The organism is Bradyrhizobium sp. SEMIA (genome assembly GCF_014844175.1).
Lineage (GTDB): Bacteria > Pseudomonadota > Alphaproteobacteria > Rhizobiales > Xanthobacteraceae > Bradyrhizobium > Bradyrhizobium arachidis.
This window is the reverse complement of record NZ_CP046601.1, coordinates 7,885,656-7,899,893: the sequence shown is the minus strand read 5'-3', so window position 1 is coordinate 7,899,893 and position 14,238 is coordinate 7,885,656. Positions and strand designations below refer to the sequence as shown.

Here is a 14,238-nt window from a genome sequence, read left to right as displayed (position 1 = left end):
GGCGAACGTAGACGACCGCTCAATTCGCCCTTCTGCAGTGATTACCTTGTGCGTAGGCCTTTCCTCGAACTTAAAACATCTGCATCCATAGATCGCAAGCCGGGCCGAGGACCAATCAAGTCCCGGGCGTTGCGAGCGCCCGTTTCAGGTCCTCCTGCACCGCAAGCAAGCCCGAGACGTCCCACCCCGGAAATGCCGCGTCTGTCGCACCCGTCACCTGAGACAGGAACGCTCCGAGCTCAAGTCGCAAGGTGCTGGCCATCACCGCCATGCGCGGATCGAGCGCGTGCGGCTTTCCGTTGATCGTCATCCCCCCGTGGGCGCCGCTGAAGTCGATCGACGCAAGACCGGCTTCGGTCCGGATTTCCAGCCACCTTCGACGCGCCGTCGCTCTGGTGTGACAGCGAAATTCGTGGCGCCCTCCCCGGTCGTCGCGGAATTCGATATGTCCCTGGCAGCCATCCGGACTTTCCTGCGCTGCGCCAATCCGAAGACCGGCATTCGGGACAAAGACCTGGAGGATCGAAAAGGCATGAGGCAGCAAGTCGTACAGCAGCCCCGTCTCCTCATGCCGGGCCTTTGTTGCGCCATGGCGCACTTCGTTTTCGACGTCTTCCCAAATCAGCGTCATATCTGCGCTGCCGGCGCCGGCGAGTTCCGCGGACAATTGATGGAAGGCCGGAAGGTAGGCGAATTCCGTGCCCACCGCGAGAACACGCTTCTTGTGCCGAGCTGCGGCTACGAGCGTCCGTCCGCTTTCCGGATCGACACCCAGGGGCTTTTCGACAAGAACGTGCAGACCATGGCCGAGCGCGTCGATTCCGTCGCGCACGTGATCGCGCGGACGACTCGATATGATCGCCGCCTGCGGCTGCCGATCGGCAAGCATGGCCTCGGCAACCGTCGGCACGACCGTCAGGCCTGCAAGCTCGGCGCGCGCGGCGGCCCATGTCCGCACCTCGTCGGGACGGCTGCGGGCAGCCAGGACGACGCCTTCGGCAGAACCGCGCGCGGCGACGACGACCGAAAGCCACGTCCGTCCCCAACGACCGCCGCCAACGATCACAAGCGGAACAGGCGAGGCCGCCGCGCGCCAGAAGTCAGCCAGTTCCAAGGCAATCCCGGTCAGGTGCGTCCCTCCCGATTCAGGACGACGGTTTCACGCCGCTGAGGTAATACTGGGCGCCGAACGGAAGGTGCCCCAAAAACGAGTCAACGCGGCTGAGAAACGGGCCGGCCGGCGGCACCGAAATGATCGTCTTCGTCTCGACCCTGGCAAAGCCGGCATCCGCAAACATTCGCCGCAGCTGCCCGGGCCGCAACAACACCGCGTCCTTGTCGATGTCGCAGGTCTTCACAATGTACTGGGTCGCGGGGTTATAGGGATTGTGCTCGAACACGAGCACTAGCCCGCCAGGCTTTGTCACGCGAAACATGTCCGCGACGAACTCCGTCCATTGCGGCGGCGGCACATGATGCATGACGCAGACGGTGAACACGATGGAGAATTGCCCATCGCGATAAGGCAGCCGGACTCCGTCGAAGGTCGAATAGTGCACGAAAGGATGCCGTGTCGCTGCGAGCTCGACGCTTTGCGCCGATACGTCGATGCCGTGCAGCTCGCGGAACTTCCCCTCCAGGCCGGGATGATACGCGCCGAGCCCGCAGCCGAGGTCCAGAACATCGAGCTCGGTCAGATCCGGAAAATGCTCCCTGCCGAGTCGCAAGATGTGCTCGCGCTTGATGTCGATGTAGAACGAGTGTTCACGCCCGGCGAAGGCAAGCGCCGAATTGATCTTGTCCTCGTAGTCGCGCGACGTTGTCGAAATCGGTCGCGACCTGTGCCTGCGTCACGTGAGGGTTCTTCTGTTCGCTCATTCCGACTCTCCGGTCGCAACGATGTGCTCGCGCCTGCCGCCGACGGCAAACACCCAGCCGCGCATCAGGAAGAAATTCAGCACGGGTATGATCACGCAAACGCCAATCGCGCCGGTCAGGTAGGGCCAATGCAGCAGGTCAACGGTCAGCGCCATTACGCACCAGGAAACCACAAGCCCAGCCAGGGACATGACCACAAAGCGAGCAACCTGATCAAGGGAATGGCCATTGACCCGGAAGGTAAAGCGACTCTGCATCAGGTACGAGATAGCGACCGAAATGACGTACGCGCACACCGACGAGAAGACCGGCGTCATCACGCGTGAAAGGACGAACGCGTTCGTCAGCACGAAGTACGCGAGCGTGGTCGTCACGCCCGACACGCCGAAGCGCAGGATCAGGCGCACGGAGGCTGACGTCGCCAGTGCGAACAAGCCGGACGTGGCGCCGGTGCCGTTCATCGGAGCAGATTCCGTTCGACGCTGTCGATTTGCTCATTGAAATTGACCAGGTCGGAATGATCGTCGGCGGCCGCATACGAACCTGATCGTAAATCCGGCCGACATAGATACCCAGCACGCCGAGGAAAAGACTGTTCAACCCTATCCCGAACAGGATGAGAATCTGTGTGGTCGTGAACCCCGGCGGAACGATCTGATGCGAGAACAGCCTGACGATAAGATAAAAAGCCGCGAGCAGGACGGCGGCCAGCGCGATCATCAGGCCGATATAAAACGACACCCGCAAAGGCAGGCTTGAGTGAGCGATGATGCCGTCCATTGCAAGGCGCACCAGGCTTCCAAAGCGAAACTTGCTTTCGTTGTGCAATCTCGCGGCGCGATCGAAGGGAATGCCGGTCTGACGTCTGGCAAGCGAGGAAATGAGACCGCGCAGATACATATGCGGCTCGTGAATCGGACGCAGCCGCTCAATCACGGATCGGTCGATCAGCCGGAAATCGCCGCCATCCGGAATGAGATGAGGTCCGCCAATCCGCCGCATCAATCGGTAATAGGCTCGCCTGGCGCGCCGCAACAACACGCTCTCTTTCCGGCTTCGCCGCACACCAACCACGACGTCAAAACCTTCGCGCCATTTTTGCAGGAAGGGAGCGAACATCGATGGCGGATCTTGAAGGTCCGCGTCGATCTGGATTGCCGCCGCTCCGCGCGCCAGCCGATAACCAGTCAGAACGGATTGCTGAAAACCAAAATTTCTTGAGAAGCGTGCGACCCGCACGGCCGGATCGTTGGCGGCGATACTGGAGAGCTTCTTGAAGGTAGTATCGGTGGAGTGATTGTCGGTGAACAGGAATTCGAACTGATAGTCCTTCAGCTCAGCCGTAACCCGCTTCAACTCCGAATAGGTTCGGTCGACGTTGTCTTCCTCATTGAACACGGGAACGATGATCGAGATGAGCGGCCTGCTCGAGGAGTCAGGTCCCCCATTCGCGGATCCGGCGCTCTCTCCTGACGTCGTTTCAGCCATCAAAGCCATTCCCGTCGCGCGCGGCACTAGGCCCGCTCAAACTCCTCTGGCGAAAATAGATCGATGATCTGACCGTCGTATCCCTGCTTGCGCATGTAGCCGTGAATTTCACCAGAGATGTGCCAGGCCAGGTTGAGAAGCGGCACATCACGGTTCGGGCGCTTGTCAAAGTCATTGTCGGAAAAAATCGGGATGCGGGTGCCCGGGATATAGTGCCCGATCTTCATCGAGCCGGGCTTCTCGTAGACCGCTTGCAGGACGGACTGATCGAGATCGAGCAGCTTCACCAGGATCGCCGCGCGACCCGGAAAGGCCTTGCCGACGAGTGGACCATGGCGAGAAACGGCCGCTTCAATTTCGGCGCGCTTGCTTTTCTGCCACGCGGGAATCCGCTTCGCCATGTCGAGCAGGCGCTGTTCGAAGCCGCCTTCGGCGGCGTCCACCTTGGCGAGTTCGGAAGCAGCCTGTTCGCCGCCCTCGCCCCTCCGCATCATGACGCGGATGTTGCCGCCATAGCGTGCCGGGAACTCCAGTGCCTCGATCCGTGCCTGAAGCGATTTGGCGATGTACCGGAAGGACGTCAGGCTATAGGTGCGCGGATGCTCGTGATAGAACGTATCGAATTGATAGCGATCGAGCACGGAGCCGAGATAGTGGTTCTCGACGACCAGCAGCGTGTTTGGCCCCATCAACGCGCCGACGGCCGAGAGAACGCTCCGCAGATCCTCGATATGCGCGAAAACATTGGTGAACGTGATGACGTCGGGCAGACCGCTGCTCGCTGCAATCTTTTCGGCCAGCGAGGGTGCGAAATAGTCCTGATAAACCGTGTGGCCGGCCTGCTTCGCGTCGGCGGCGGCGCCGGTCGGCTCGACGCCGATGGTTCTTGCGCCTCGTTCCCTGAAGATCGACAGCAGGCTGCCGTCGTTGCACCCCACGTCGAGTACCAACAGCTCCTTCAGTGAACCGATGTGCTTTTCGCATCGCTCCACCAGCTGACGCATTCCGTTCAGCACGTCTGCGGTGTGCCGAGCCCTGTAGTGATATGTGCTCGGAAACAACGTCCGTTTCGGAACCTGATACGCCTGGTGAGCCGTTTTGCAGGTCGGACAGAATACGATATCTATCGGATATGTTTCGGGAATCGCGGGATTCCCGACCGGTACGAGATCGTCGCACAGCGGATGGCTTCCGAGATCCAGAACTTCCTTAAGTTCAGATCCGCCGCACACCTCGCAACCTTTGATCGTACGCTCCATCTGCAGTTCCAAATCGGGGAGAAGAATGTTGCCTTATAAGTGAAGTCTGCGACATTGCAAACGTACCATTCGATATCACCGCCGGCCCGGTAGAAACCAGCGCGCCATCAAGACGCAGCTGCTGCCGCCGCGAAACCATGCCGTGGCGGGCGTGGCGATGGGCGCCCTGCATCAGCGACGCTGCAAGTAGATCAACCGGCCGCCGGGAGCGACTTCCGCGACGTAATTGCGCTCCAAGACGCTCAGGTCGATCTCAATATCGGTTCCGAGCAGGTTCGTCTCCGCCGCGTTTCCGAGCGTCGTCCCGACGAACAGTTTCTTGGGGCCGCGGGTCACCAGGAACTCCATCAACCGCTCCAGGTCGACGCGGCGGACGAGTTCGGCCACCCCCGGCCCTTCGAGCGCCGCTCTGGCGCCCGTTTGCCCGTAAAGCACACCTTGGTCCACGGCCACGATCGCAACAGGTTCGCCAGGAGAGCTTCTTGAGCGCACGAACTGGATGTCTGCCAGGATCTCCTTGTTCGCCTGCAACGGAGCAGATCTGGCCCGGATCATGTTCCCGGCGATTCCGAGAAGCGATGCTTCAAAAAAGACGGCGGACATCGCAACCGACAGCAACACCATCCCATCAACGACACGGCGTTGCAGCAGTCCGTATGCCGAACGGAGTGTTCGATCCAGAAGGAAGAAGATCAGGATGATGCTCGGCCACATCACCAGACGCAGCACCACGATGTGCGAGCGCCCGACGTAGTAGACGGCCAGGCAGATTCCGAGAGTGGCAACATAGGCCGCCAACTCCAGGCCGGGGTCGCGGGTTTCTCCTCTTCCTGCGGCAACGGCGGCGAGAAACAATGTCCCGAACAGAATGGCGGCGTGAATCGTCCAATAGCTCGGAAAGGCCGGTATCGGAATCATGCCGAAGCCCGTCATTGCGAACACTTGATGGAATACAATGAAATTGCTCAATTCGACCGGCCTGCCGGCCTTGAGATGAAGGTAGGCGATAAAAGCGACAATAAAGAGCACGGCACCGGCGATGTAGCTCGCCAGGTTCATTCCCGAGCCCAGCAGCTCGGCTCGGCCTCTCCAACGTCTCGCCGTAAATTTATCGAGGCCCACGAAGACGGCCAGCGACAACGCGACGGCAAGGCCGCTTTCCAAATTCCAGGCGAGCGCCGCGCCAGCGAAAACTCCAGCAGCAAACGCCGAAACAGGCGTTGCTACTTTTTGAACCCACGCCGCGACGAGAAGGCTAAGCGCCGGAAAAAAGAAACGCAGCGGAAAGTACTGAAGAACGGGGTCCACATTGTCGAACTGTGGATTGAATCCTGCCGCCATCACAAGACATATCGAACATCCTACCAGAATCAGCGGACCACGAATGAGCTTGGCGACGAAATGAAATACCGCCCACAGGGCCACGATCAGGATCAGCGCGAAAATGGCGGTCACCACCGGGATCGTGCTGCCAAACAGCTTGAGCAGCGGAGCCAGGAACTCACCGTAGCAACCATATTGAGGAAGCACTTCGGCCAAGCAGGTGCCTCCACCTGCGATTCTGATGACTGACGAAGTGACGGCTTCATAGTGCGAGCTGATCGGACCGCTATAAAGGAGGCTCCCCTCGGTCCATACGCGCTGAAGCAGAATCAGCGCTGCCGCCCCAAGGAGCAACAGCGCCATGGCAGGACGAGCAAATCGCTCTGGCAATCGTATCTTCAGGGCGTAAGCCGCACCCGCGAGAACGAGAGCCAGCACGATGTCTTTGATTGTTTGCCTGTCCCCAAATGCATGCTCCGAAGTCAGGACAACGGCCGCAACAATCAGGATCGACCAGAAGACTGACGAGGGCTCAACGGCAAATCGATCACTGCGTGCGGACGCTGCCGCAACACCGATCAATAAAAGCCCTGCCGTCAAAGTGAGGCCGACAAACAGGAATGGATCCTGAGGCTCCGGAAAGACACCGACCGTGTTGGGCAACAACAACGAGCGCGACAGCTCGAGGACGTCGGGATTCGCCGTGGGAGCCACCAACCGAAGAGCGTACCCGATCAGGACCATGGCCGCACAAAGCAACCAGAATAACAATACCGAAGCGGAAGACCGCCGTTTGGCGTCCAACCGTTTGGTCATCGTCTCATAATATGCCGAGCAGTCAAAGTGCGGCAGCCCCTTCTTCGTACCCCAATCGTCGCGATGCATATTGGAGCTAAAGGGCCCGTCAGCAGCAACGTTGAAATTATGACAAAATACCGTCCGGCGCCGATGGGTTACGTGCGATCGCCGTATTCCTGGTCCTTGGTGCTCAAGCCTTTCCGAAGCTTGTCCCCGCCGGCTTTGCCGGAGTTGACGTCGTTCTTGTCAATTCTGGATTCTTGATCACCGGCATCATCCTGGCAACCGATTTTTCGTTCGCGGGCCATCGCTCGCGCAGTGCGCGCCTCCTGTTTCCGGCACTACTTTCCGGACCAGTCCGGTCTGACGCGGGCTATTTCGTATCGACAGCGAGGTGAATAGCGATCGCGTGAAATGGAACCCCTGTCGCGATCGCATCGCGATGATACGTGCTGTTTTGCCGATCGCCTTTACGGCCCGAAATCTCGCGCATTCGCGCCGCCGCGAGCCGTCACATGACGCGGGGGCGTGCTCTACGACCCGCCGACGACCTGGTCGAGCTGCTCGAGTGAGAATGTGCGCAGGTCGCGGCCCTCGCGCAGCGCCTTGTACCAGTCGACGGTGAGCCGCAGGCCCTGCGCCAGGTCGAGCCGCGGCGTCCAGCCGAGCTCACTCCGCGCCTTGGCGCAGTCGAGCCTGAGATAGGCGGCCTCATGCGGATGCGGGCCGGCATCGGCGGTCCAGCGCGCGCCCTCGCCCCACTGCGCAATCAGATGCTCGACCACGGTCCCCACCGGCACCTCGCTCGCGGCATCGGGCCCGAAATTCCAGCCGCCGATGAAGCGCTCGTCGCCCGCCAGCCGCTCGACCAGCGTCAGATAGCCGAGCACCGGATCGAGCGCGTGCTGCCAGGGCCGCACCGAATTGGGATTGCGGATGCGCAATGCATCGCCGGCGAGGAAGGCCTGCATCGCATCGGGCACCAGGCGGTCGCGCGCCCAGTCGCCGCCTCCGAAGACGTTGCCGGCGCGCGCGGTCGCGACACGCGCAGCGCCCGGCGCTTTGAAAAAGCTGTGGCGATAGGAATGCGTCACCAGCTCGGCGCAGGCCTTGCTGTTGCTGTAGGGATCGTCGCCGCCGAGGCGGTCGCCCTCGCGGAAGGCTGTGCCCGCGCCGTTGTTCTCGTAGCACTTGTCGCTGGTGACGTTCAGAATCACCCGCACTGAACGCAGTTGCCGTGCTGCCTCCAGCACGTGCACCGTGCCCATCACATTGGTCGCAAAGGTCTCGACCGGCTCCTCGTAGGACGGGCGCACCAGGGCTTGCGCCGCCATGTGGATGACGATGTCGGGCTCGGCCTCGGCCATTGCAGCGCGCAAGGCGGAGAGATCGCGGATGTCGGCGATGCGGTGCTTGATGTCATCGGCGATCCGCGCCGTCACGAACAGCGACGACGCATGCGTCGGCTCGAGCGCAAGGCCGTAGACGCTGGCGCCGAGGCGGCGCAGCAGCAGCGAGGCCCAGGCGCCCTTAAAACCGGTATGACCGGTGAGAAAGACCTTCTTGCCGCGCCAGAATGCCGGATCCGTCACCAGATCCTCCACTTGGCGCGGTTCCCCATCCACTCGCCCTCGAGGAAGTTGCGATCGCGCAGCGAGTCCATCGGGTGCCAGAAGCCATGATGCACATAGGCGCGCAAATCGTCGCCGCGCACGAGCTGCTCCATTGGCTCACGCTCCCAGATCGTCTTGTCGCCCGCGATGAGATCGCCGACCGACGGCGACAGCAGGAAGAAGCCGCCGTTGATCCAGCCACCGTCGTCGTTCGGCTTCTCCTCGAAATTGACGACCCGGTCGCCCTCGATCGCGACCGCGCCGAATCGCTTGGCCGGCCGCACCACCGAGACGGTCGCCCTTCGCCCATGCGCCTTGTGGAAGGCGATCTCGGCGGCGAGGTCGATGTCGGCGACGCCGTCGCCATAGGTCAGCGCAAAGAAGGGCTCGTTCGCGACGTAAGGGAGCACCCGCTTCAGGCGGCCGCCGGTCTGAGTGTCCTCGCCGGTATCGACCAAGGTGACCCGCCAGGGCTCGGCGGTTTCGCGATGCACCTCCATCCGGTTCTCGGCGAGATGAAAGGTGACGTCGGACATGTGCAGGAAGTAGTTCGCGAAGTACTCCTTGATCATGTAGCCCTTGTAACCAAGGCAGATCACGAAATCATTGAAGCCGTAATGGCTGTAGATCTTCATGATGTGCCAGAGGATCGGCCGGCCGCCGATCTCGACCATCGGCTTCGGCCGCGTGCTGGTCTCCTCCGCGATCCGGGTGCCGAGACCTCCGGCAAGAATTACGACCTTCATTGACCTCTCTCCAGACGGGGGACAAGCATTCGCGGTCGCTTTTATACGAACCGACGACAGCGGGAATACTTTATCCCAATGAGAATTTTAGAGGTATTATAATACTGAAAAACTCTCTTGGCGTTTTCGCCCCCAACCGATACGACTGCGCCGAGACCGTCCCGCGACCCCAAACGCCCGGCAGCCTGCTCGAAACGAAATTGTGACGCCGTGCGCATCCTGATCCTCAACGCCGACTATCCGCGCTTCCTGTCCTGGCTCTACCGGCGCCGGCCCGGGCTCGAAAACGAGCCTTATGCGGCGCAGATGGCGGCGCGGAACGCCAGCCTGTTCGGCGTTGCCGATTTCTATTCGCGCAATTTCGCGGGTCTCGGGCACGTCGCCGCCGACATCCACGTCAACAATCCGTGGATGCGAGCGGCCTGGGCTCGCGAGCATGGCCTTGACGTCGTCGAGCCGGCGCCGCCCGGGCGCTCCCGCCGCGCGCGACGCGGTTCCCGGCTGGCTGCAACGCGCGGTCGCACCGTTCAAGCCGGTGCTGAGACCGCTCGCGCGCAAGGTCGGGCTCAGCCCGCGGCTCGATGCGGAAGCGGAAAAAGTCCTGCTGGCGCAGATTGAGGATTTCAAACCCGATCTCGTCCTCAATCAGGATCTGTTTCACGTCGACACGCGCCTGGCACGCCGGATCAAACAGATCGGCCGCCCTATCCTGGTCGGTCAGACCGGCATCTCGCCTTCGCGCGGCGAGGACTGGTCGGTCTACGATCTCATGATCTCGCAGATGGGCGCAGTGGTGGATTTCTTCCGTTCTCACGGTGCGCGCGCCGAAGTGGTCCATCTCGCCTTCGAGCCCGGGATCCTCGACACCCTTCCTCCGCCGCCGGCGCAAGAGTTCGACGTCACCTTCGTCGGCGCGGTGTCGGCCGATCACCAGCTCCGCGTCGCGCAGCTCGAGGCAGTGGCGCAGCGCTACGACCTCAAACTGTTCGGCAGCGGACTGCAAAGCCTTCCCGCCTCCTCGCCGCTGCACCGCTGCTACCAGGGCGAGGTGTGGGGCGTCGAGATGTACCAGGCGCTGCGCGCCTCGCGCGTCACGCTCAATTCGCATATCGACTTGGCCGGCCGCGAGGCCGGCAATGCGCGCCTGTTCGAAGCGACCGGCGTCGGCGCATTCCTGCTCACCGACTTCAAGGACAATCTGCACACGCTGTTCGAGCCCGGCCGCGAGGTCGTTGCGTGGCGCACCGTCGAGGACTGCCTTGCGGTGATCGATCGCTATCTCGCCGACGAGGCGGCGCGCCTGTCCATTGCAAAGGCGGGACAGGCCAGGACATTTGCCGCCCACACCTTCCGCAGGCGCGTCGAAGAAATCCTCGCTTTCGTCGGATAAATCCGCATTGAGCGCGCAGCGATCGTCATATTCCGTCCGCCCTTGACGGTCCCTGCCAAAATGACCAAAGTGCACCGCGAGATATCTATCTCACTCTAATCACAGCGGTTTTTGTCGAGGCTCAAGATGGAACACGTCGAACATGTTCGATTCGGCGACCAGCTCTACGCGATCATCGTGCGCGCCTCGTTCCGCGAGCCCGGTATCCATTTCTTCTCGACGCCGGAACTGTCGCAGCAGCTCGCCTTCATGAGCCATCCGAAGGGCAAGAGCATCGAACCGCATCGCCACAACAAGGTGACGCGCGAGGTGCACTACACCCAGGAAGTCCTGCTGATCCAGAAGGGCAAGCTCCAGGTCGATTTCTACACCGTCGAGGAAAAATATCTCGAAAGCCGCGTGCTCGGTGCGGGCGACCTCATCCTGCTGTGCAGCGGCGCCCATGGCTTCCACGTGCTCGAGCCGCTCGAGATGTTCGAGGTCAAGCAAGGTCCCTATTCCGGCGAGAACGACAAGACCCGTTTCCCCGAAGCCGCGCCGTCCGAAATCCGGATCAAGGGCCCGAACCTGTGAGCGCACCGTTCATTCCCGTCAACACGCCGCTGCTCGACGGCAACGAGGCCGACTATCTCGCCGAATGCGTCCGCACCGGATGGATCTCCTCGGAGGGGCCGTTCATCAAGCGCTTCGAGCAGGCGATGGCCGAAGCCGCGGGGCGGCGCCACGGCGTCGCCGTCACCAATGGCTCGGTCGCGCTCGACATCGCGGTCCATGCGCTCGGGCTCGAACAGGGCTCCGAGGTCATCATCCCGACCTTCACGATCATCAGCTGCGCCGCCGCGATCGTGCGCACCGGCCTCGTTCCGGTCGGGGTCGACTGCGATCCTGCGACCTGGAACATGACGGCCGAGGGCGTCGAGGCCGCGATTACGCCGCGCACGCGCGCGATCATGCTGGTCCACATCTACGGCCTGCCGGTCGATCTCGATCCGATCCTGGCGCTCGCGCGCAAGCACGATCTGAAGGTCATCGAAGACGCCGCCGAGATGCACGGCCAGACCTATCGCGGCAAGCCCTGCGGCGGATTCGGCGACGTCTCGACCTTCAGCTTCTATCCGAACAAGCACGTCACGACCGGTGAAGGCGGCATGATCCTCACCGACGACGCCGCGCTCGCCGACCGCCTGCAGGGCTATCGCAATCTCTGCTTCCAGCCACAGCAGCGTTTCGTCCACGAGGAGCTCGGCTGGAACGCGCGTATGACCAACCTGCAGGCCGCGCTCGGCGTCGCCCAGGTCGAGCGCCTGCCGCGCACCGTCGAGCTCAAGCGCCGGATCGGCCGGCTCTATGACGAGCATCTCGGCGGCCTCAACCGCATCCGACGTCCCGTGGCCCGCACCTCCTATGCCGACAACATCTATTGGGTCTACGGCATCGTGCTGAACGACGACGTGCCGTTCGACGCCAAGGAGGCGATGCGCCGCCTCGGCGAGAAGGGCATCGGCACGCGGCCATTCTTCTGGTGCATGCACGAGCAGCCCGTGCTGCGCCGGATGGGCCTGATGCTCGACGAGCGCCATCCGAACGCGGAATACATCGCCCGGCGCGGTTTTTACCTGCCGAGCGGGCTTGGTTTGACCGATGACGAGATCGCTCGCTCGGCCCAGGCGCTGAAGGAGATTTTGGCGTGACGGTGTTCGCCGACTACGCGCCCTGGTACGATCTCCTCTACCAGGACAAGGATTACGCGGCGGAGACGGCGTTCGTCGAAGCGCGCCTGCGCGACCACGGCGTGTCTTCAGGCAAGCTGCTCGATCTCGGCTGCGGCACCGGCCTGCACGCACTCGCCTTCGCCCGCAATGGGTGGAGCGTTGCCGGCATTGATCTCAGCCACGAGATGATTGCGAGCGCCAAGGCGCGCGCCGAACAGGCCGGGCTGTCGATTCCATTTCGTCAGGGCAATGCCTGCGAAACCGGTCCCGAACGCGACTTCGATGCCGTGGTGTCGCTGTTCCACGTTGCGAGCTACCAGACCAGCCGCGATGCACTGGCGGCGATGTTCCGCACTGCTCATGCCGCGCTGAAGCCTGATGGCGTGTTCTTCTTCGACTATTGGTATGGCGGCGCGGTGCTGGCGCAAGGCGTCGAGACCCGGGTCAAGGTGATCGAGCAGACGCCGCTCCGCCTCACCCGGATCGCGCAATCCGACCATGACGAACGGGCTGCGACCGTCACCGTGAACTACACGCTGTTCTGCGAGGACACCAAGAGCGCCACGATCCGCCGGGTCGATGAAGCCCACCACATGCGTTACTGGTTTCCGTTCGAGATCGACGCGGCGCTCACCGCGAGCGGCTTCCAGCCCGCCGCGCATGCCGCATGGCTGACAGAGGACGCGCCGAATTCGAAGATCTGGGCGGCCTATGCGGTGGCCAGAAAGAGCGCCACGCCGTGAGACCGCTGCGGCTCGCCGTCATGCTGGAGCAGGCGCTCGAACTCGGTGGCGGGTTCCAGCAGCCGCTCAACGATTTGCTCTGGCTGCGCGAATGGGCCGCGCAATCCGGCAACGAGATCGTGGTCTACTCGCCCTACCCGAAGACGCTGGCGATCTTGAAGGAATTCGGCGTCGAAGGCCGGCTGCGCAAGTTCGGCTTCTCCGACCACCTCTTCCTGTTCCTCAAATATTGCGGCCCCTTCGATCTCGTCCAGATCGCGCTGGAGCTCAGATCGCCGTTCGAGCGCGCCTTGATCCGCGACGGCATCGACGTCGTGCACTTTACGTCGACCTCGAAGCGACATTTGCTGCTCTACGAGCTGCCCTTCACCATCACGATCTTCGACGGCTGCCATCGCGATGCGCCGGAGTTTCCGGAGGTCCGCACCTTCGGCGAATTCGAGCGGCGCGAGATCCTGTTCCGCCTCGCCAGCACCAAGGCCGTTACGGTGATCGTCAATGCACCCGAGCTGATCGACGATCTCTGCCGGCGCTACGCCATGGAACGGGAGCGCGCGATCTGCATCCCGTTCTCGCCCTCGACCTATGTCAGCCGGTCCGCCCCCGATGCAGCGGCCGACGCGGCCGTGCTCGCGAAATACCGGCTCGAGCCGGGCTATCTGTTCTATCCGGCACAGTTCTGGCCGCACAAGAACCACATCACGCTGCTCGCCGCACTCGCTGTGCTGCGCGAGCAGGGCATCACCGAACGGCTGGTGCTGTGCGGCTCGAACCGGAGCGGCCGCGACAAGCTCGATAGGGCGATCCACAGCTACGGATTGGCCGACCAGATCTCCATCATCGGTTTCGTCGAGTCGACCGAGCTCGCCGCGCTGTACCGCGGCGCCGCCGCGCTGGTGATGCCGAGCTATTTCGGCCCGACCAATCTGCCGCCGCTGGAAGCCTGGGCGGTCGGCACGCCCGTTATCTATCCTGAAGCCTTCAAGGCGCAGGCCGGCGATGCCGCGATCCTGTTCGACTACGACGATCCGCGCTCGCTCGCGGATGCGATCGTCAGCCTGCGCAGCGACGGCACGCGCGAGCGGCTGCGCGCCGCCGGCGAACTCCGCCTCACCCAGTTCACCAAGGAGACCGAGGTCGGGCGCCGGCAATTCGCCCGGCACCTCGAGCGGTTGAAGCATCGGCTGGCGCTGACGCCTCGCTAGAGCATGATCCGGAAAAGTGCGCAGCGGTTTTCCGAAAAGATCAAGCTCAAACAACAACCTAAAGCGCGATGGTGATTCATCTT

Annotated in this window: 12 protein-coding genes and 1 pseudogene; 5 read left to right on the top strand and 8 right to left on the bottom strand. The window is 62.4% G+C overall.

Features of this window, described 5'->3' with window-relative positions; genetic code table 11:
• Positions 1 to 115: 115 nt before the first annotated feature.
• The 8 genes and pseudogenes from FOM02_RS37970 to rfbF all read right to left on the bottom strand — a co-directional run bounded on the left by FOM02_RS37970 (position 116) and on the right by rfbF (position 9,105).
• Positions 116 to 1,114 (bottom strand): Gfo/Idh/MocA family protein, encoded by a 999-nt coding sequence (locus FOM02_RS37970; protein WP_265440961.1) that lies wholly within the window; start codon positions 1,112 to 1,114, stop codon positions 116 to 118.
• 31 nt (positions 1,115 to 1,145) lie between these two features.
• Positions 1,146 to 1,727 carry a class I SAM-dependent methyltransferase gene (locus FOM02_RS37965; RefSeq protein WP_265440960.1) on the bottom strand — a complete coding sequence of 194 codons (582 nt, stop codon included), beginning with the start codon at positions 1,725 to 1,727 and terminating at the stop codon, positions 1,146 to 1,148.
• A gap of 147 nt (positions 1,728 to 1,874) precedes the next feature.
• Positions 1,875 to 2,210 (bottom strand): annotated as a pseudogene (locus FOM02_RS37960) (GtrA family protein); the annotation flags it as partial.
• Positions 2,092 to 3,366, bottom strand: a complete 1,275-nt coding sequence (locus tag FOM02_RS47380; protein WP_416207740.1) for a glycosyltransferase family 2 protein — start codon at positions 3,364 to 3,366, stop codon at positions 2,092 to 2,094. The gene FOM02_RS47380 and the pseudogene FOM02_RS37960, both read right to left, overlap by 119 nt.
• Before the next feature lie 26 nt (positions 3,367 to 3,392).
• On the bottom strand, positions 3,393 to 4,625 hold the full coding sequence (locus FOM02_RS37950) for a class I SAM-dependent methyltransferase (RefSeq protein WP_265440958.1): 1,233 nt from the start codon (positions 4,623 to 4,625) through the stop codon (positions 3,393 to 3,395).
• Between the two features lie 171 nt (positions 4,626 to 4,796).
• Complete coding sequence (locus FOM02_RS37945; protein WP_265440957.1) at positions 4,797 to 6,764, bottom strand: hypothetical protein; 1,968 nt, start codon at positions 6,762 to 6,764, stop codon at positions 4,797 to 4,799.
• A 515-nt stretch (positions 6,765 to 7,279) separates the two neighbouring features.
• Positions 7,280 to 8,338 (bottom strand): CDP-glucose 4,6-dehydratase, encoded by a 1,059-nt coding sequence (rfbG, locus tag FOM02_RS37940; RefSeq protein WP_265440956.1) that lies wholly within the window; start codon positions 8,336 to 8,338, stop codon positions 7,280 to 7,282.
• Positions 8,335 to 9,105: a glucose-1-phosphate cytidylyltransferase gene (rfbF, locus tag FOM02_RS37935; protein ID WP_265440955.1), complete on the bottom strand. Its 771-nt coding sequence runs from the start codon at positions 9,103 to 9,105 to the stop codon at positions 8,335 to 8,337. Before rfbF ends, rfbG begins: the two co-directional genes overlap by 4 nt.
• A gap of 436 nt (positions 9,106 to 9,541) precedes the next feature.
• On the opposite strand from rfbF, the gene FOM02_RS37930 reads away from it, so the two are divergent.
• The 5 genes from FOM02_RS37930 to FOM02_RS37910 all read left to right on the top strand — a co-directional run bounded on the left by FOM02_RS37930 (position 9,542) and on the right by FOM02_RS37910 (position 14,155).
• Positions 9,542 to 10,495 carry a CgeB family protein gene (locus tag FOM02_RS37930; RefSeq protein WP_265440954.1) on the top strand — a complete coding sequence of 318 codons (954 nt, stop codon included), beginning with the start codon at positions 9,542 to 9,544 and terminating at the stop codon, positions 10,493 to 10,495.
• A 126-nt stretch (positions 10,496 to 10,621) separates the two neighbouring features.
• Positions 10,622 to 11,068, top strand: a complete 447-nt coding sequence (locus tag FOM02_RS37925) for a hypothetical protein (protein ID WP_265440953.1) — start codon at positions 10,622 to 10,624, stop codon at positions 11,066 to 11,068.
• The gene (locus FOM02_RS37920; protein WP_265440952.1) at positions 11,065 to 12,186 is read left to right on the top strand and encodes a DegT/DnrJ/EryC1/StrS family aminotransferase; all 1,122 of its coding nucleotides are present in this window, start codon (positions 11,065 to 11,067) and stop codon (positions 12,184 to 12,186) included. Before FOM02_RS37925 ends, FOM02_RS37920 begins: the two co-directional genes overlap by 4 nt.
• Entirely contained in the window at positions 12,183 to 12,950 is a 768-nt protein-coding gene (locus tag FOM02_RS37915; protein ID WP_265440951.1) for a class I SAM-dependent DNA methyltransferase, read from the top strand. The genes FOM02_RS37920 and FOM02_RS37915 overlap by 4 nt, the downstream gene beginning before the upstream one ends.
• On the top strand, positions 12,947 to 14,155 hold the full coding sequence (locus tag FOM02_RS37910; RefSeq protein ID WP_265440950.1) for a glycosyltransferase family 4 protein: 1,209 nt from the start codon (positions 12,947 to 12,949) through the stop codon (positions 14,153 to 14,155). Before FOM02_RS37915 ends, FOM02_RS37910 begins: the two co-directional genes overlap by 4 nt.
• Positions 14,156 to 14,238 lie beyond the last annotated feature (83 nt).

Excerpts from the sequence above, each read along its gene's own strand:
- FOM02_RS47380 (WP_416207740.1), bottom strand. The coding sequence starts at position 3,366 with ATGGCTGAAACGACGTCAGGAGAGAGCGCCGGATCCGCGAATGGGGGA.
- FOM02_RS37950 (WP_265440958.1), bottom strand. The coding sequence starts at position 4,625 with ATGGAGCGTACGATCAAAGGTTGCGAGGTGTGCGGCGGATCTGAACTT.
- FOM02_RS37945 (WP_265440957.1), bottom strand. The coding sequence starts at position 6,764 with ATGACCAAACGGTTGGACGCCAAACGGCGGTCTTCCGCTTCGGTATTG.
- rfbF (WP_265440955.1), bottom strand. The coding sequence starts at position 9,105 with ATGAAGGTCGTAATTCTTGCCGGAGGTCTCGGCACCCGGATCGCGGAG.
- FOM02_RS37930 (WP_265440954.1), top strand. The coding sequence starts at position 9,542 with ATGGCCTTGACGTCGTCGAGCCGGCGCCGCCCGGGCGCTCCCGCCGCG.
- FOM02_RS37925 (WP_265440953.1), top strand. The coding sequence starts at position 10,622 with ATGGAACACGTCGAACATGTTCGATTCGGCGACCAGCTCTACGCGATC.